The sequence below is a fragment of the Phyllobacterium lublinensis genome, assembly GCF_020164435.1.
GTDB classification, from domain to species: Bacteria; Pseudomonadota; Alphaproteobacteria; order Rhizobiales; family Rhizobiaceae; genus Phyllobacterium; species Phyllobacterium lublinensis.
In genome coordinates this window covers 310,779-328,950 of record NZ_JAIUDQ010000001.1, presented here as the reverse complement: position 1 = coordinate 328,950, position 18,172 = coordinate 310,779, and the positions used below count along the sequence as shown (strand labels likewise).

Annotated in this window: 17 protein-coding genes; 4 read left to right on the top strand and 13 right to left on the bottom strand. The window is 56.9% G+C overall.

Translation table 11 applies throughout. The annotated features are described in order from the left end of the window. Positions 1–55: 55 nt before the first annotated feature. A complete protein-coding gene (locus K9U38_RS01585; protein WP_224492579.1) occupies positions 56–1,123 on the bottom strand; it encodes an ABC transporter ATP-binding protein in 1,068 nt (355 codons plus the stop codon). Positions 1,124–1,363: 240 nt separating this feature from the next. Here K9U38_RS01585 and K9U38_RS01580 point away from each other — a divergent pair, with 240 nt between their 5' ends. Together K9U38_RS01580 and K9U38_RS01575 are read left to right on the top strand one after the other, a co-directional pair. Continuing rightward, positions 1,364–2,098, top strand: a complete 735-nt coding sequence (locus tag K9U38_RS01580) for a DUF1868 domain-containing protein (RefSeq protein WP_224492578.1) — start codon at positions 1,364–1,366, stop codon at positions 2,096–2,098. 114 nt (positions 2,099–2,212) lie between these two features. Further along, a complete protein-coding gene (locus K9U38_RS01575; RefSeq protein ID WP_224492577.1) occupies positions 2,213–3,184 on the top strand; it encodes a bile acid:sodium symporter family protein in 972 nt (323 codons plus the stop codon). A gap of 20 nt (positions 3,185–3,204) precedes the next feature. On the opposite strand, the gene K9U38_RS01570 is transcribed toward K9U38_RS01575, so the two are convergent. The 4 genes from K9U38_RS01570 to K9U38_RS01555 all read right to left on the bottom strand — a co-directional run bounded on the left by K9U38_RS01570 (position 3,205) and on the right by K9U38_RS01555 (position 8,866). Next, positions 3,205–4,581 carry a virulence factor family protein gene (locus tag K9U38_RS01570; RefSeq protein WP_224492576.1) on the bottom strand — a complete coding sequence of 459 codons (1,377 nt, stop codon included), beginning with the start codon at positions 4,579–4,581 and terminating at the stop codon, positions 3,205–3,207. Continuing rightward, on the bottom strand, positions 4,578–7,202 hold the full coding sequence (gene mprF, locus K9U38_RS01565) for a bifunctional lysylphosphatidylglycerol flippase/synthetase MprF (RefSeq protein ID WP_224492575.1): 2,625 nt from the start codon (positions 7,200–7,202) through the stop codon (positions 4,578–4,580). The genes K9U38_RS01570 and mprF overlap by 4 nt, the downstream gene beginning before the upstream one ends. A 192-nt stretch (positions 7,203–7,394) precedes the next feature. Then, entirely contained in the window at positions 7,395–7,874 is a 480-nt protein-coding gene (locus tag K9U38_RS01560; RefSeq protein WP_224492574.1) for a hypothetical protein, read from the bottom strand. Between the two features lie 296 nt (positions 7,875–8,170). Next, complete coding sequence (locus K9U38_RS01555; RefSeq protein ID WP_224492573.1) at positions 8,171–8,866, bottom strand: fumarylacetoacetate hydrolase family protein; 696 nt, start codon at positions 8,864–8,866, stop codon at positions 8,171–8,173. Between the two features lie 154 nt (positions 8,867–9,020). Here K9U38_RS01555 and K9U38_RS01550 point away from each other — a divergent pair, with 154 nt between their 5' ends. After that, positions 9,021–10,313 carry a glucoamylase family protein gene (locus K9U38_RS01550; protein WP_224492572.1) on the top strand — a complete coding sequence of 431 codons (1,293 nt, stop codon included), beginning with the start codon at positions 9,021–9,023 and terminating at the stop codon, positions 10,311–10,313. A gap of 90 nt (positions 10,314–10,403) precedes the next feature. Then, positions 10,404–11,315: a diacylglycerol/lipid kinase family protein gene (locus tag K9U38_RS01545; protein ID WP_224492571.1), complete on the top strand. Its 912-nt coding sequence runs from the start codon at positions 10,404–10,406 to the stop codon at positions 11,313–11,315. Positions 11,316–11,364: 49 nt separating this feature from the next. Here the strand turns inward: K9U38_RS01545 and K9U38_RS01540 are convergent, their stop codons facing one another. The 8 genes from K9U38_RS01540 to K9U38_RS01505 form a co-directional block, all read right to left on the bottom strand. After that, positions 11,365–11,790, bottom strand: a complete 426-nt coding sequence (locus K9U38_RS01540) for a hypothetical protein (RefSeq protein WP_370631800.1) — start codon at positions 11,788–11,790, stop codon at positions 11,365–11,367. 118 nt (positions 11,791–11,908) lie between these two features. Further along, positions 11,909–12,784 carry an alpha/beta hydrolase family protein gene (locus tag K9U38_RS01535; protein WP_224492569.1) on the bottom strand — a complete coding sequence of 292 codons (876 nt, stop codon included), beginning with the start codon at positions 12,782–12,784 and terminating at the stop codon, positions 11,909–11,911. A 10-nt stretch (positions 12,785–12,794) separates the two neighbouring features. After that, a complete protein-coding gene (locus tag K9U38_RS01530) occupies positions 12,795–14,414 on the bottom strand; it encodes an NTP transferase domain-containing protein (protein WP_224492568.1) in 1,620 nt (539 codons plus the stop codon). Next, on the bottom strand, positions 14,411–15,124 hold the full coding sequence (locus K9U38_RS01525) for an XdhC family protein (protein WP_224492567.1): 714 nt from the start codon (positions 15,122–15,124) through the stop codon (positions 14,411–14,413). Before K9U38_RS01525 ends, K9U38_RS01530 begins: the two co-directional genes overlap by 4 nt. A gap of 2 nt (positions 15,125–15,126) precedes the next feature. Then, positions 15,127–15,465 carry an XdhC family protein gene (locus K9U38_RS01520; RefSeq protein ID WP_224492566.1) on the bottom strand — a complete coding sequence of 113 codons (339 nt, stop codon included), beginning with the start codon at positions 15,463–15,465 and terminating at the stop codon, positions 15,127–15,129. Positions 15,466–15,482: 17 nt separating this feature from the next. Continuing rightward, on the bottom strand, positions 15,483–16,739 hold the full coding sequence (locus K9U38_RS01515; RefSeq protein WP_224492565.1) for a vWA domain-containing protein: 1,257 nt from the start codon (positions 16,737–16,739) through the stop codon (positions 15,483–15,485). Position 16,740: 1 nt separating this feature from the next. Next, complete coding sequence (locus K9U38_RS01510; protein ID WP_224492564.1) at positions 16,741–17,667, bottom strand: AAA family ATPase; 927 nt, start codon at positions 17,665–17,667, stop codon at positions 16,741–16,743. A gap of 14 nt (positions 17,668–17,681) precedes the next feature. Then, on the bottom strand, positions 17,682–18,137 hold the full coding sequence (locus K9U38_RS01505) for a flavin reductase (RefSeq protein ID WP_224492854.1): 456 nt from the start codon (positions 18,135–18,137) through the stop codon (positions 17,682–17,684). Between the last annotated feature and the right edge of the window lie 35 nt (positions 18,138–18,172).

The following is an 18,172-nucleotide window of genomic DNA, read 5'->3' as shown; positions in this document are numbered from 1 at the left end:
CAAGTTTAATTACGGATAGTCCCCTGCCGATCATAAAGAATTGATCGCAGACGACTCACTGTGCCTCGAACGCAAGCACTCTTCCTTCCGGCATGGTGAGTCGAACAGCGTCAGCATCAGCAGGCAGCCGTGCCATCGTCCGTATCACCAGCGGCTCAGACAACCCATCAACCTGGACGGTCAATTGTTCAACTTCTCCGAGGAAAAGGCGGCCCTTGATGCGTCCCGATATATTCCCTTTGTCTTGTGCCACAGAGATGGCCTGTGGACGGATGTAGGCAACTGCCGCGTCCCCTTCCGCAAGGATGGATTCGCACGCAAACGTACCGATGGGCGTTCTGATTCCACCGCTCCTGAAGATGCCTGGAACCTTGTTGAAGGCGCAGAAAAAATCCGCTGCATAGGGGCAATTGGGCCGATCGTGAAGATCATAGCCGGTGCCGGTCTGCACAATCTCCCCTTTGCGCATCAAGACCACCCTGTCCCCGGCCGAGAGCGCCTCTTCGGGATCGTGCGTCACCATGATCACCGTCGTACCAAGTGCCCGCAGCAGGGCTAGGGTCTCATCGCGCACTTTTTCCCGCAGACCGCGGTCGAGGCTTGAGAATGGTTCGTCCATGAGCAGGATGCTCGGATTCGGAGCCAGTGCACGCGCCAGTGCGACACGCTGCTGTTCCCCGCCCGAAAGCATGTGCGGATAGCGTTTCATGAGCGGATATAGTCCGACACGGTCGATCATTTCCGCCGCACGTTCACGGGCCTGCTTCTTCGGCATACCCTTCAGTCCGAACAGAACATTCTGCTCGGCAGTCAGATGTGGAAACAAGGCGTAGTCCTGAAAAACAAATCCGATATTGCGGGCTTCCGGCTCGACGAAGCGACTGGGTCCGGCGATCTCTTCGTCCTTGAGCATAAGGACGCCGCTATCCGGGGTATCCACCCCTGCTATGATCCTCAACAGGGAGGATTTGCCGCATCCCGATTGCCCCACAAGGCAGATAATTTCCCCGGGGACAATCGCAAGCGAGACATCGCGGAGCGCGTCGGTGATACCAAAGCGACGGCTTATGTTGTTAAGCTTCAGCACTGCATTTGCCGGTTTTGAAGCTACCCTTGCATCCATTTCCATCGCCACCAGAGTCTGATTTTAGCCCGCTTTCATTTCTTGATCGCGCAAATCAGGTTTGATGTCAAAAAAAGATGCACCCGCCCGACCAGATGCCTGTCGAATACGACCACGTCCAATCGATATAAATGGAACTGTCCGTTCAAATCCCTGACAAATACGCATGCCACACTGCGATTTCCAACCGATTCTCCCCACTCATTTTCTGAATGCGCACGCAGTGCCTCTGGAGTTAATATGTCCCTCTCCATCAAAGCCTCTCTCGCCCGCTATGCCGCCAGCCATAACTCCGTCGCGCCACGACACTTGGGGACGCGCTATGATGCCAACGGCACTTTCCTGAAGGAACCCGGCAATACGGTTGTATGCCACCTCGTGGGAGGCTCGGACTCCGAGCGAGCAATCCTCGAAGTGCGCAAGCGCATGATGTCGGTGCCCGACGCCGGCCGGCTGACCTTTACACCGGCCTCCAGCCTTCACATGACCTTGTTCCAGGGCATCATCGAATATCGGCGAGCACTGCCGTACTGGCCGGATGACGTGCCGCTGGACACCAGTATCGATGCCATGACAAGCATCTATCTGGAGCGTCTGGACGGACTCCAGAATCAGGGAGCGTTCAGGATCAAGGTGATTGATGTTTCGCCTGTTGGTCTGACTGTTGCTGGGGTTACCGACGAAGATGATGCCACAATCAAGGCGTGGCGGGACGCCTTGTCAATTCCATTTGGTTACCGCCACCCTGACCACGATACATATGTGTTTCATATCACGTTCGCTTACCCCATCGGCTGGTTGCCAGATGAGAGGCTGTCAGCATGGCAAGAACTGTTGGAAAGTAGTTTGGAATTTCTTCAGCACGAGGCACCCGTCATCGAGATCCGCCCACCGGCATTCTGCCGTTTCAACGACATGAACCAATTTGAAGAACTGCTGATACTTTGCGGCACCGATCAGGAAGCGGCAGCGTAGGCGATCCAACCTCGGAAACTTGCCAGTGTCTGGTGATCCCAGACGCTGGATAGGATCAATCCCGATATCGTGTTAGACGGTCGTCCGGCTAATGTCATTGCAGCTGGAAGGCCCATGCCCCGTTTTCTGCCCGATACCTTTACAATATTGCTGGTCGCGACAGTCATACTCGCATCATTTTTCCCGATCAGCGGCGTCGCAGCAGACTATTTCGGACTGGCGACCAACGGTGCAATCGGCCTCCTGTTCTTCCTCCATGGCGCGCGACTGTCGCGCGATGTGGTTATCGCCGGTTTTCTGCACTGGAAACTGCATCTGACTATCTTGGCAGCGACCTTCGTGCTTTTTCCACTTCTCGGACTCTGCACCGGAGTTCTTGTACCGGGCATCCTTCCGCCGGCGCTGTATGCCGGAATCCTGTTCCTTTGTGTGCTGCCATCGACGGTGCAATCATCGATTGCGTTCACCTCCATCGCCGGTGGCAATGTCCCTGCCGCAATCTGTTCCGCGTCAGCTTCCAATATTTTCGGCATGTTCGTGACACCACTACTGGCTGGAGTGCTTCTGTCAGCCAGCGGGCATGCCGAATTCTCCCTCGACGCACTCGAGTCGATCCTGCTGCAACTGCTGGCACCATTCATCCTTGGGCAAATCTTGCAGCCATGGATCGGCGATTTCATGCGGGCCAAGAAAAAGCTGCTGATGCCGGTGGACCGCGGTTCAATCCTGATGGTCGTTTATCTGGCTTTCAGTGATTCGGTGACTGAAGGCTTATGGCAACGAATTTCGATCCGTGACCTGGTTGTTGTCATCGTCGTCGACGCGCTCATTCTGGCTATCGTGCTAGCCGTGACCATGTTCGGCAGCCGTTGGGCAGGGTTTTCCAAGCAGGATGAGATTGCGATCACCTTCTGCGGGTCCAAAAAGAGTCTGGCAAGCGGTATCCCGATCGCGACGGTGATATTCGCGGGCCAAAGCATTGGCAGCATTGTATTGCCGCTCATGCTGTTTCACCAGATTCAGCTCATGGTCTGCGCGGTCCTGGCGCAAAAATACGCCGCAGCAGCGAAGGAAGCACAGTTATAAATCCGGTCGTAGACGTCCCACTACTTTGGCTGCCGGGCAACTATGGCCTCCATGATCTTGGCTGCAAGCGTATCGTATTTTTCGTCATAATGATGATCTCCGGGCAGTTCGATCTTCTGTACCGAGGCCAAGGATGGGGCTGTACAGGCGGTGTCGTCTTCTTGGGAGCCATAAACGCAAAGCACCCTGTCTGACGGCAGTTTCGCCACCGCCGGCGCCACCTCATTGTCACCGCCAAGGCCAAGCCATGCACCAACGGAAACCTGGAACGGAGTGGTTTCCTCGGTGCCGATCAGGCCTACCAGAGTTATTCGGTCTTGAAGCTGCTTCGAAAGATAGGGCCATGCGAATGGTATGGTATTCGCACCAAACGAATAGCCAAGCAGGCTGACCGGAAGTCTACCTGTAGGATCGGCTTTCGCCACCATCCTTGTGATGTCCTTGGCGATATCTTCCGGCTGGCGCTGCGTCCAGAAGTAACGCAGCGAGTCCACACCGATGACGTGAACACCCTCTTTTGCGATGATGTCTCCGACGGACTTGTCGATATCTCTCCACCCGCCATCGCCCGAAAAGAACACGGCCAAATATTTCGCGGGCCCGTTTCCGGCAGGAATATCGATGATCGGCAGGGATTCCTCGGACGCGTCCTCCCGGGCAATGTCAACCGCGGCATTGGCCGCAATTTCCAGGCGCTCCGACCGCGTCGCTCCGATTTTTTCCTGCGCCAGAAAAAACCCCGAACTTGGAGGACCCTTGGTGTCTGGATCGGGCGTCTCCCGGACTATGGTCGCCGGATTTGGCAAATCTGCGTCGTAGGAGTAACTGAATCCTTCGCCTGCCACAGCTTCGTAGTCCGCGCCCTCACAGGATGGCAACTTGGTCTTCAGGGCGGACGAGGGATCAACCGCCACAGCACCGGCAAGCGTCGCCGCCGGAGCGTCGGCAACCGACGCGTAGGACATGACGCCGCCCTCCCCAATGCCAATGACCACCGGGTGCATATAGGCATCAACGGAAATCATGCGCTGGGCTTCCTTGGCCACACCCTCGAGATCGGAAACGAAATAGGTGCACTCTCCCGTATCCTGATCAAGTTCCTTCCGCCAATTCTCGAGATCGACCGTCAGCACCAGAAATTTGCGATCGAGCAGCAGCTTCGTCATGGCTTCATCATCGGTAGCGAGGCCGCCCCGTTGTGATACCAGGATCGCAATGCCCGTTGGCTTGCCATCGGGCTGCAAAAGCGGCACATCGTTCAGCCGCTCTGCAGAAACGAGAAGCTGATTGCTCGTGGACCAGAAACGGGGAAGATAGTGAAGCACGGCAGACAGGATGAGGCTGACAACAACAAGAGCAAGCAAAACTGGAAGATAGGGTCGGCGCAAAGACTTCATCGTTTGAAAACCTCGAAAGGACTGCCGCTCACCAGATTTGTCGCATCAATCAACGATCGGGGTGTTGCAAGGCCGGGGGGACAGATCAGGTAATAGGGTGTCCATTTCGGGCCGAACTTATCCTTGAAAGCGCGCAGACCGTCAAACCGATAAAAGTCGGCGCCACGCCGGTAAATAAACGAACCGATCCGGTTCCACCGCGACGCAAGATGGCTGTCCGACAGACCTGAAAGCGGCGCTGCACCCAGGTTGAACCAGCGATATCCTTCCGCCTTTGCTGCCATCAAGAGGTTGGCGAAAAGTCCGTCCATGATAACACTCGAGGCATCGGGCAGATGTCGCATCAGGTCCACTGCGATCTCCTGGTTGGCAGCGCCGCGCCATACATTGGCAAATGCGACGATCGCGCCCTCCTTGCGCAGGACCGCGATATCGAAATTCGCAAGATATGCATGCTCGAACGAGCCGAGCGAAAAGCGCTTCTCGGAGCCGGACTTCAATTCAAGCCAGGCATCGGAAATCAGACGCAGTTCATCCATGATGCCGCGCGTCTGATCCTTGGGAATGATTTCGAACGTAATCCCTTCTTTCTCCAGCCGCCGGGCCGCATAGCGCAACGGCTGGCGCTTGGAGCCCTCCAGGGAAAAGTCGTTGAGGTCCACCCGTGCGACCTCGCCAAGTTTCAAGGCCGTCAATCCCATGTCCAAGAACAACGGTAGCCTCTCCGGGCCCACGCCGTAGAACACCGTTCTCGCCCCTGTCTGATCGGCCAACCCCCGGAACGCCCAGGCCAGATCGCTGACAGCTGCATCGCTACCCACCGGTTCCCCCATCGAAACAAGGCTGCCGCCCGAACGCGCATACATGACAAAGCCCCTGCCCTCCTTGTCCATCAGGAAGCGCTTGTCGCCCAGCAAAGCCAAGGCATCCGAAGCCCTCGGAGACGCAGCGACAAGATCGGGCACTTGTTCAGGAATGGGTTGGGCCCGCAACTTGCCGCGACCAACTCCGTTGATCACCGTATTGATCGTCAAGGCGGCCAGAAGCGTCAGGACCAGCACCGACGCGCGAAGGAACCGTGATGCCTGGGCGTCCCAGGCGAACTGCCACCAGAGTTCATTGGCATATTCGACGTGACGATAGGCAAAGAAACCAAGCCACAGGACGGCGAACGCTGTCGTTCCAATGCTTGCTAGCCAACCCCAGGTTAGGGTGAAACGCTCATCCAATGGTTTGCGATAGAATGAATCGCGGAAAAGAAACAGTGTGCCAGCCATCAGGCTCAGTATCAAAGCTTCCTCCCACGCAAGCCCCTTCGCGAGTGCGAACATGGCCCCGAGGCTGAAAAGGACAAGTGCAACCAGCCATGCGCGCCAGAGCCGTCTTGCAAGTCCTCTTGCCACGATCAGCAGGGCGACGCCCACAAAACTTGCACCAAGATGCGACATTTCCAGAAATGGCATTGGCAATACGTCTGCGAGCACTTCCAGCCGCTGATGCAAATCCGGAATGACCGCCGAGATCAACAAAACAATCCCGCCCAGAAATGCGATGCCCGCCGAGAGCGGCGGAATCAGCGGCTCGAATATCCTGACCGCCCGAATTGTCGGGCCGGCGAGTACATGGCGCTTTCGAAGCAGTTCCGAAATGACGAAACCGGCAATCGCCACAAGAAACGGGATGAGCGTGTAAATGACGCGATAGGCAACAAGTGCAGCAATTGCTCCCGGATCTTGTCCGAGACCTAGTCCCGCTATGATCGTCGCCTCAAACGCTCCTATGCCGGCGGGCGCATGGCTGATAATGCCAAGGGCAACAGCCACAATATAAACAAGGGCAAAGGCTGGTATGCTGCTGACGGATCCCTGAGGCAGCAGTACATAAAGCGTTGCCGCTGCGGCGGCGACGTCGACAAGGCCAGCCACGATTTGCATCAGGGCGCCTTGCGACGACGGCAATCTTACGGACATTCGCCCCAGCTGAAGGGTGCGTTCACGGCGTGCAAGCCAATAGAGCAGGATTGCCACTGCCACCAGGATTGACGCGCCGATTATCTGGTCCAACAGCGGCCCAAAGGAAACGACCCACGGAATCCTGCTCGGATCGATGACAAGCGCAACTGCGATCAGGATCGTGAAGGCAAACCAGATTGCCAGCCAGGACGTGCCAATGATGCGCCCGATATCGGCGATGTCGATGCCCTCGGCAGCATAGACCCTGTAACGGAGCGCACCGCCTGTCAGCAGCGAAAATCCCAAGGCGTTGGAAATCGCGTAGCCGGCGCCGCCTGCCATTGCCGAGATGTGGTAGGGAACCCGCCCAGGCGCAATGGTTTCAACCGCAATAACGTCGTAGAGGGCAACTGCCGTAAAACTCACTGTCGTAAAAAACAGCGCGGTCAGGAGCACACCATTTGGTATGGCATGCAGGGCCTGTTTGACATCATGCAGTGAAATTTCGCTCGACAAATGACTAAGGACGAGCAAGCTGATTACCGCCACGGCAATACCGAAAAATGCGAATAGTGCCGATTTGGTTTTCTTGCCCCACCAGGGCAATCTCGACTGCGCGCGGGCTTCGAGCCTTTGCAGGTGCTTCTCGTGGGTAGGAATAGACGTCATCGACGAAGATCCGGAGTCAGAAACAGATTCGGTAATGGCCAATTTCACCAGAAATCTCAGGAGGCGTCATTAGCACTGCAATGATGGCGGGATTGCGCCTTGGACAAGGGCAAGGTCAAACAAAAAGGGTTCTAAGCAGGGCGGTATATATCCGCGCTGTTATTACAAACGGATGATACGTAGAACATTCATTCAAGCAGGATCGAGCATCAATTGGCGATGACTTCCTGGCGCCCTGACCCGTCCGACAGCTGTTGATGGCGGGGTGAGCCCCATACCTTGGGTAATGGCAGTCGCGACCGAATTGCTGTTCTGGATCAGGAATGAATAGCGCAGGTTGGAATGCCTCACACGCTCCGCAACGCTGACAGCGGCACGCCAACGCGCTGCGATGGACGCAAGGCTTCCTTCGATCAGCAACACCGTGCGCGATGTCGGGCGCACGTAGAATTCCGGAAAATAAACGAGATTACGCTTGGCATAGTCCGTGACGACTGCCGTCAATGGACCACTGATCGCACAATAGTTGAAACTGCCATCCTCGTTGGCCGCTCCCCCGTTGATCTCGTGGAGCGGCTTGCCACTGTCATCGGTCCAGACAACGAAGTTATGGCTGGCAATGCCGGCAAAACGCGGGATTGGATAAGAGCCAAACAGGATGCGGTGGTTCATTGAACGATGGCTTTATGACAAAAGATGACAGTGGAATGAATCTCAATAGACTATTTATTTTCAAAGACAACACTGCCGTTCTTCACAGAATTGCGAGCTGTTTTTACTTAGCCGGGTTATCATCATTGCAATTAAATGAAACGGCACTCAATTCCTGGAGGATCGATGCATTTTGCGTTCAATCCAGTATCTGGTCAGTCGATTCACGGGCGTCGACCGCGCATTCGCGCTCCAAATTTTTTCTCGGCTTGAATGGCGCAAACTGTTGGCTTCGTCGGCAAAGTGCCGACGACCTGTCAAATGACGCGCACATGTATCTCCCCGATTCCCTCGACGCCGCCATGCATTTCGTCGCCGCAGACAACTGCTCCGACCCCCGCGGGGGTACCGGTGAAGATCAGATCGCCTGGCTGCAGCGTGAACAAGGTGGAAAGATAGGAGATGGTTTCAGGCACATCCCAGATCAGTTGGTCAAGGTTGCCTCGTTGACGCTCGGTCCCGTTAACGGTCAACCAGACGGCACCGCTCGTTGGATGCCCGATACGGGATGCTGGCACGATGGCCGAACACGGTGCCGATGCTTCGAAAGCCTTGCCCACTTCCCAAGGCCTTCCGAGCTTTTTTGCTTCACCTTGTAAGTCTCGGCGGGTCATGTCGAGACCAACCGCATATCCGAACACATGTTCGAGTGCGCGCTCCACAGCGATGCCAGCGCCTGCTTTTCCTAGCGCAACGACCATTTCCATCTCGAAGTGGACATCGTTGCTCGCTGGCGGATAAGGAAAATCGCGCCCGTTGGTGACAAGGCAATCAGGGTTCTTCTGGAAAAAGAAGGGCGGTTCGCGGTTCGGATCATGACCCATCTCAATCGCGTGGTCGGCATAATTGCGGCCTACACAGTAAATGCGGTGGACAGGAAACAGCTTCTCCGAGCCGACCACCTGCAGGGCTGGCTGTGGGAGCGGGTCAAAAATGAACTGATCTTTCTGCATAGCACCGCCTTCCTCTCAGATTGTGGGTCAAACCCGAATACGCCTTCTAAAGCAACGCCACGCGTATTACACCGTATAGAGAGCAGACGCTCATCCGATGCAACCCGGCATATGCAGCGGCATAATGCCCTTTCCAAAGGAACCCCAACTCCGCATGTACTTTAGAGTTGAACCACCAAGTCCTTTCATCGCGGGAAATGACGACGATACGGTCCTGGAACAGGTTCAGCGTGCATGCTTTCGCTATTTCTGGGAAGGCGCTCATGCTCAAAGCGGCCTGGCGCGCGACAGGTCGGGCCGTACTGCCGACCCGAACAATGACCTTGTGACAATAGGCGGGTCCGGCTTTGGCTTCATGGGTCTCTTGGTCGCGACCGAACGCGGCTGGATTTCCCGTATTGATGCTAGGGCGCGCATCGAAAAAATGCTGTCGGCGCTCGAGTCTGCAGAGAGCTACAACGGCATCTTTCCACATTTCATCAATGGCGCTGACGGCTCTACGGTGCCCTTCTCGCGGTTCGATGACGGAGGCGACCTCGTTGAAACATCCCTACTGTTTCAGGGGCTGATCTGCGTGCGGCAATATTTTTCCTTGGCCGGTGAGCTGACGATCCGCGATCGCATCAATCGTTTGTGGCATAGGGTTCAATGGAACTCGCACGTCAGGAACAACGAGAAAGTACTGTACTGGCATCACAGTCCTAAGTTCGGCTGGAAGCGGAACGTGCCGATACGCGGCTGGAACGAGGCGCTCATCACTTACGTATTGGCAGCCGCATCGCCCGGTTTCGCTATTGAAAACGATATCTATCATTACGGCTTTGCCGCGAACGGAGCCTTCCGCAATGGCCGCGATTACTATGGCGTAAAGCTGCCTCTGGGTCCCGACTATGGTGGGCCGCTGTTCTTCGCACATTATTCGTTTTGCGGACTTGATCCGCGCGGGCTCGTAGACCGCTATGCCGATTACTGGGAACAGAATTGCAACCATGCCCGCATCAATTATCTGCACAGCCTGCATAATCCACACGGCTACCCGGGATATGGGCGCGAATGCTGGGGACTGACCTCAAGCCACGGCCCCAGCGGCTATGCCGCAAGCTCACCCGGCCTGGACCTTGGATTGGTTGCGCCAACGGCGGCACTCAGCAGCCTGCCCTATCTGCCGGAGGAGTCGATGCGCGCGTTGCGGCACTTCATGACGCTGCCTGCCGGCAAGATTGCAGGGCGGTTTGGCTTCGTCGACGCTTTCTCACCGACAAGGAAATGGTTCGCCAGAACGTATCTTGCCATCAACCAGGGTCCAATCATTGCGATGATTGAGAACCACCGTAGCGGCCTGTTATGGAGACTGTTCATGAGCGCCCCCGAAATCCGGGCATCTCTTGCGAAACTTGGCTTTACCAGTCCATGCTTGACCCCGACGACGGAACCAAACAGCTCATGAGGCATTGCCTCCAAGGAGCAATTGATCATCTTCCGATCAAGACCAGACCATGCCCTGCGCCTTCCTGCCTTCCGCAACCAAGGATCACCCATGAAAGTCCATGCCGTTTTCAACCGCGATGGCGGCACTTTTCGTACCATGGACATGAAGGCGTTTGCCGAGATGGCACAGGCCACGTTTGAAAAGCATGGACACTCGTTCGAGAGCGAGATTGTTGCTGGCAAGAACATTGTGAAGGCATTGAAGCATGCTGCTTCAGAAGAAGGCGAGCATGTGCTGATGGCCGGTGGCGGCGATGGCACAATATCGGCTGCCGCCGACATTGCCTGGAAGACCGGGGTACCGCTCGCCGTATTGCCTGCCGGCACGATGAACCTCTTTGCCCGCGCATTGAAGATACCGTTGGAGCTCAACGCTGCATTGGAAAGTCTGGCCACTGGCAAGATACAGTCTGTCGATATCTCCACAGCCAATGATGAGAGCTTCGTTCATCAGTTCTCGATCGGTTTCCAGCCACAAATGATCAAACTGCGCAATACACTCGAGTTTCGCTCGCGCTGGGGCAAGCGGCTCGCCAGCTTGCGGGCATTCACCAAGGCCATGGGCAATCCGCCGCGTTTCCGCGTGCGTCTGCAGATAGATGGCGTAAAAACGGAACGGACCGTATCGGCGATCTCCATCGCCAATAATCCTTATGGCCAGGGCATGCTGCCGGTTTTTGACTTTGCCGATCGTGGTGAGCTTGGCGTCTATATCGCCGGTAGCCTGACGCCGATTGCCTTGATGAAGTTGGCATTCACAGTTCTGACGGGATCATGGCGCAACAATCCCGACGTTGATGAAATTCCTGCCAAGGAGGTGGTCTTGCATTTTCCGCATCTGCGACGCAGCGCCAAGGCAACTATTGATGGCGAGCTCATTCCCCTGCAGAAGGACGTAAAGATCGCCATTCACGCGAGCGAGCTCAAGGTTCTCGTACCCGCCGAAGCTCAAGAAAAATAAAAACGGCGCGGGTCTGGGCCGCGCCGTTGAACACCGCCTTGCGTCGGCGTCAGCTCTGGTTCTTGGTTTTCTTGGGTGCAGCCGGAGCTGGATTTGCGGCCTTCTGCGCTGCCGCCGCTTCCGCGGCTGCCTGATCCGCGCTCTTCGGCATCGTGTCGACGACCGAACGGACCTTGCCTTTGTCTGTCACTGTGCACATGGCGTCGCGCAGGTCGGCCTTCAGACGAACCTGGTTGACACCACCGCCAATGGGTTCTGCATCAATGGCCTTGATGTTGCTTTCCGACAGGAAGTATTTGGCCGCAGCTGCCGAGACGCATGGTTCCGCTAGCACGGAATTGACCGGCGGGCGGATTGGCGCAAACGTCGGAAGCGTAGGTACCATGCTCGGTTCGCCGGTGGTGGAACATGCGGCCATGGGAATGAGAACTGCCAGGCAGGCAGCTCGGCTTAAAATTCGGGTATGCAGGCGCATGACTCTCTCCGCAAAGACTAAGACTTATCGCAGGACTGGATATGGCCGGAAACTATTCGGTTTTGGCTAATTGTCTAGTGGCACAACGGCCACATTGGGACTTTATTGCCACAACCGTTCAGGGTGCGATAGACAACATCCAGTTCAAGGTGTTCCGCCAGTCTGTCATACGGATGGGGGTGCCGTGATTGCCGTTCTCGAAACGATGAAAGCGCGCCGGATAGCTGCGGGAGGTTTGCCGGATTTTCCGGTAGAACGCTTCCTGCTTGTCGACACCAAAGGCAGGATCACGGCTGCCATGGCCGAAGAAGACCGGTATGCGGCGCGTGAAGGCAGGCGACCCAATGAACCCATCATCCCATAGCGAACCGAGAATGATCAGGCCCGAGATGTTCGCGGCCGCCTTTGCATCCTCGGCGAGCCGCCAGCACAGCGAGCCTCCCATTGATCCGCAGGCGACGAAGATCTTGGCCTGAGGCGATTGCGACTTCAGATAGCTGATCAGACCGGCGATTTCGGCCTCTCCCTTGTCACCGAAATCGCTGAAGTCTGGAGTGACATAAAGCCCATCATTGCGGACCATCAGGTTCTTGAGCCGATTGAAGTTGCCGCCGAAGGTGAAATCATTCATTCCCTGCTGGCGACTGCCGCCCTGTCCATGCAGATACACGGTAATAACAGAAGCGCCGTCGAGCTTACCCGCAGCGACAACCTTCACGGTTCCCTTGTCCGTTGTGACAACAAGGTCTTTTTGTGTCCGTTTCGGCTGAAGCGACACGTAATTCTGTCTGACGCGACGTTCCGGGACCTGGTCCCGGCCGTTGATATCGCGCATTTCATTGTAGTCCACGACAACGTAATCACCGCCGTCGCCGGTGTTCAGGATACCGGGATAGGCGAACAGCTCGTCCTTGTAGGGTTCAAGCTGCAGAGCAGAAGCCGCACCGACGAGCCAAACGAAGGCGAGAGCGCCAAGAAAGAATGTCCTGATCAAATGCAAGTCCTTACCGGATTGTTTCGGTGATGGTTCCGCCCGCGCGATTCAACATGTCCGGCGTATCCACATCAAGAGCTGCTGCTTCACCAAGTTCAACATCGATCACCGGGACGTCCCCGCGTTCGATCAGATGCCGCGCGCCCACGTCGCCAGCAAGCGTAAACACCTCATCGAACAGGATGCGAGGCAACACGACCGGATTGCCGCGCTTACCTTTGAATGTCGCTCTGACCACCGATTGCCCGCCATCTTCCTGAAACCGGGTGAGCATGGTCCGCAAGTCCCCGGCCGTAAGGGCGGGCATATCGGCCAGCAATATCATGACCCCATTAGCCGATGGCGGCACGTGTCCGATGGCAGCTTGCAGGGATGACGCGAGCCCGCTGGCGTAATCCTTGTTCAGTGCCACGACAAGATCGAGACCAGCAAGCGCCGCCCTGCACTGCTCCGCCATATGGCCAAGCACCGCAATGACAGGTTTGCCCCCCGCCTCGATCGCAGTCAGGGCCGAACGCCGGATCAAGGAAACGCCGTCAAAGGTTGCCAGCAGCTTGTTGGGTCCGTTCATGCGCGTAGACTGACCGGCGGCAAGCAAGGCAATGGCTACGTCCGACCTTGTAACCGGGGGACGCGGATCACGGGGCTGCGGACGCGACGGAATTTCCATCAACAACCCGCCAACGCCCAATCCGACAATATCTGCCCTGGTGACAGGTACATTCGCCATCAGTCGTTCGAGCACCCAATCAAAGCCGTTTTCCTTGGGGCTCCGCGCGCATCCGGGCGCGCCTATGACCGGTATCCCTTCGAGTTCACCGAGAACGAGCAAGTTACCAGGGTCAACCGGCATACCGACATGATGAACGATGCCCCCCGCCTTCCTGATTGCAGCGGGTACGATATCGTCCTGATCCACTACAGCCGACGCTCCGAAGACAATGACGATATCGTTGGATTGCTGCTGGTCACGGATCGCGCCCGCAAGGGCGTCAACCTGATGTGCCGGACGAAGCTCGGATGTCAACAACCCATGATTTGCCGCAATGCGTGCGTCGGTCACGCGCCGAGTCTTGTCGAGAACGCTGGGCTTCACCGAGGGCAGTGTCGTCTGGATCAAACCAATGCGCGAACCGGCAAATTCGTGTACGCCGAATGCTTGGCCATCACCGGCGAGCCGGCTTGTCTGGTCGAGAACTGTGGTAGCTACAGCAAAAGGGATGATCTTCACGGTCGCAACCATCTGCTCCGGCTCGACCCTTTCAAATGGTTTCAACGTCGCGATCGTCACAGATGGATCGATTGAGTTGATTGCCTTGATCATCTCGACGTCAACAAAGAAGAGACCCGCTGTCTCCGCGTAACAATTGACCCTGCCCGTCGAAGCCGGCCCGGCTCGTACCCCGAACCATTGCAGCGCGTCGGCTATCTTGAGTGCAGCAGCATTTTCTTCGATATCCGTTTCGTGCAAGCGGGCGGCAATAATTCTGGTCAGCCCGGCCTCGCGCAGCCGGCGGATGTCACTTTCCGTAAGCACGTGGCCCTTCTTCAGCTTAAGGTCGCCCGCATGTGTCGAATGCGCGAGAATTGCGCCAAGCGCATCCTCCAGGGGAGTATCGCCAAAAATCATGCTGTCTTTTCCAGTCGTAGCGCGGTTTGCACACTCCGCGCGCGGAATGCCTTGATGACCTCACCCATGATCGAAACGGCAATCTCAGCGGGACTTGCCGCGCCAATGTCGAGACCGATGGGCGCGTGAATGGATCCTATCTGTTCATCGTTCAGGCCAAGCGTCTTGAGCCGTTCCACTCGTTTTGCGTGCGTCTTGCGGCTGCCCAGCGCCCCGACGTAAAAGCATCCCGCCCTCAATGCCCGCTCCAACGGCAGATCATCAATTTTCGGATCATGCGTTACGGCCGCAACGGCCGTATAACGATCGAAAGGACGCGCCTGCAGACTATCCTGAGGCCACTCTGCGAAGAGCCGGACATCCGGAAACCGTTCCGGAGTCGCAAAGGCAGTCCGCGGATCGATGATTTCCATGTCGTAGCCGGCGAGCTTTGCCATGGGAGCCAGCGCCTGGCTGATATGCACTGCACCGATCACGACCAGACGCGGCGGCGGCAGGTGCACATTGAGAAAAAAGCTCCGGCCCTCGATCTCGACAACCTTCGATGTGCCCGACAGGAACGCCTGGTTGATCGCGTCCCGGAGTGGCCCGGCGACCGGGTCGCCTTCCCTGACTACCCTGTCGCGCCCGTCGCCGAGATCGGTCAGTAAAATGGCGGCATGTCTGGCCAATCGTTCCTGATTGAGTTTCTTGAGGCAATAGGGATCCACGCTCAGCCCAACCGTTCCACATACACTTTGATGCGGCCGCCACAGGAGAGGCCAACCTGCCATGCCGTTTCATCTGCGACGCCGAATTCCAGCATACGCGGTTGACCCTGCTTGATCACCTCCATGGCCTCGGCAATCACGGATCCTTCAACGCACCCGCCCGAAACAGATCCCTCGAAATTACCCTGTTCATCGATAACCAGATGGCTACCGGCGGGCCGCGGTGCCGACCCCCAGGTTTCGACAACCGTAGCGATGGCCACATCGCGGCCCTCGGCCATCCAACCTTCGGCGACCAGTAAAGGATCGAGAATTTGTTCGGGTGCATTGTGGGATATCATGGTGGGGACCTCCGGCCCTAATATGGGTGCAATTCACCTTCGTGAAAAGGTCTCGACCGGCGTTTTGATGTGTCGTTCTCCTCACCGGGTCTGCTCAGGGCCTGACATAGATCCGCCAGCGCATCGAGATTGTGCACAGCTCGAAAATCGTCGACATAAGGCAGCATGGCCCTGACGCCGCGTGCGCGGGGCTCGAAGCCTTCAAATCGCAACAGGGGATTGAGCCAGATCAATCGACGACAGGATTTCGACAGGCGTTCCATCTCGGCTTCAAGACTGCTCGTGTCGTCGCGTTCCAACCCGTCGGTAATCAGCAGGACTACCGCGCCCTGCCCGAGTACCCGCCGCGACCATTGGCGGTTGAATTCTCGCAGCGTTTCGCCAATGCGCGTGCCGCCCGACCAGTCCTTGACGAGCCCGACGCAACGGGAGATCGCATCGTCGGGATCGCGATGCCGCAGCGGTCGCGTGATATTGCTGAGTCGCGTGCCGAAGACGAAACAGTGAACGCGCCGCCGCTTGGCCATCATGACGTGCATGAAATGCAGGAAGATCCGGGTATATTGGCTCATGGAGCCGGAAATATCCGCAAGCACAACCAATGGCGGATGCTCTACTCGGCGCGAGCGGAATTTCGGCAAGATGAGGTCGCCCCCTGTTCGCAGGCTGGCACGCATCATCGCACGCGGATCGATACGGGCGCCCTTGGGATTGCTGCGAAAGCGCCTGGTTTCGACCCTGTCGGCGGGCAGCGCGAGTTCATCCATCGCTCGGCGTGCCTGGCTCAGTTCGTCCGCTGACATCTGGGCAAAGTCCTTGGTACGGAGGACTTCCCTGTCGGAGAAGGTAAAGCGCGCATCGACGTCTATGTCCGGTGGTCGCTCCCCCGGCTCATTGCGCGAGCTACCCTTGAACAGCGCTTCTGCCACGCGCGTTTCGGCAGCTCTCGATTGTGGCCGCTGGCTGGCCGTCGCGACAGGCGAGAACATGGCAAGCATTTTCTCTATCAGTTCGCGGGAACGCCAATAGAGCCGGAACGCCTCGTCGAAAGTGGCATGATCCTCGTGCCTCGTGACGAGCACGCTATGCAATGTCCAGTAAAAATCATCACGGGAACCAATCCCGCCCGCCAACACGGCCTCTATCGCATCCCGAACCGAGGCAGGACCAACCCGCAATCCTGCTTTGCGCAGTGTCCGGGCAAAAAAGACGATATTGTCGGCGAGCCGACTTTCACTGCGCACTATTTCTGGCGATGAAGTGAATGTTTCCATGTCACGCGGCACTCAACTCCGCCTTGATTTCGTCAAGTATGCGCCGCCCCTCGCCACCAGCGATTCTGGCGATATCATCCTGGTATTTGAGAAGGACGCCGATTGTATCGGAGATTGTTTCCGGATCGAGTGCCAGCTTATCCATCTCCGTCAGGGCCGCTGCCCAGTCGATGGTTTCGGCAACCCCTGGTAGCTTGAACAGGTCGACGTCACGCAATTTTTGCACATACCGGACGATCTCGTCGGAAAGCCGCTCATTGGCTGCAGGTACCTTGCGGCGAACGATCTCGAGCTCGCGCTCGGCAGAGGGATAATCGACCCAGTGATAGAGGCACCGGCGCTTGAGTGCGTCGTGAATTTCGCGCGTCCGGTTGGTCGTGATCACGACAAGCGGCGGCTCGGCAGCACGAATGGTACCGAGTTCGGGGACAGTAACCTGGTAATCCGACAACACTTCAAGCAGGAATGCCTCGAAGGCTTCGTCGGTACGATCAAGCTCATCGATCAGGAACACCGGTGCTTTTCCCGGCTCGCCGGAAAGAGCCTGGAGCACTGGTCTGCGGATCAGGAACTTTTCTGAAAAGACATTGCGTTCGACCGCCTTCTTGTCGACTTTGCCGCTGGCTTCATCCAGTCGGATCTCGATCATCTGTGCAGCGTAATTCCACTCATAGACTGCCGACGAGACGTCAAGCCCTTCATAGCATTGCAAGCGGATCAGCGGCCGGTCCAGCGTCGTGGCAAGTACCTTGGCTATTTCGGTTTTGCCCACGCCAGCCTCGCCTTCGAGGAAGAGAGGGCGCTTCATACGCAGGCTCAGGAACAGCACCGTCGCCAGCGCGCGATCGGCCATGTATCCGCCGCTTTCAAGCAGCGCCAGCGTATCCTCGATCGATTGCGGCAGGGAAGGATCATTCTTTCCAGCCATGATGGCTCCTAGGTCTAATCGCCCGCGCTGTGATAACTGCGGTTGAGATAGATCAACGACTGGCCTGGCTGGCCCATGCTGAGGGCCGTCACCTTGCCATAGATGACATAATGCGTTGCAACTTCGTGCGTCGCAATGATGCGGCAATCGAAACTTGCAAGCGCATCTGTCAGTACAGGAGCACCTGTCTGCAACGTTTGCCAGCGTCCCAACGCAAACCGGTCCTGCTGCGACAAATCACCTTTGCCGGAAAACGCTTCCGAAAGGGCCAGTTGGCCAGTCGAAAGAGTATTCAACGCAAAGACCTGATTTTCGATGAAGAGGTGATTGAATTCGTGGCTGCGATTGAGGCAGACAAGAATGGTCGCCGGATTGTCGGAAACCGAACAGACTGCCGAGATCGTCACGCCGCGGCGACCGGCCGGGCCGTCGGTGGTCACAACATGCACCGCCTCGGCAAAATGACTCATGGCATTGCGAAATGCGAGCGGCTCTATTTTCTGAT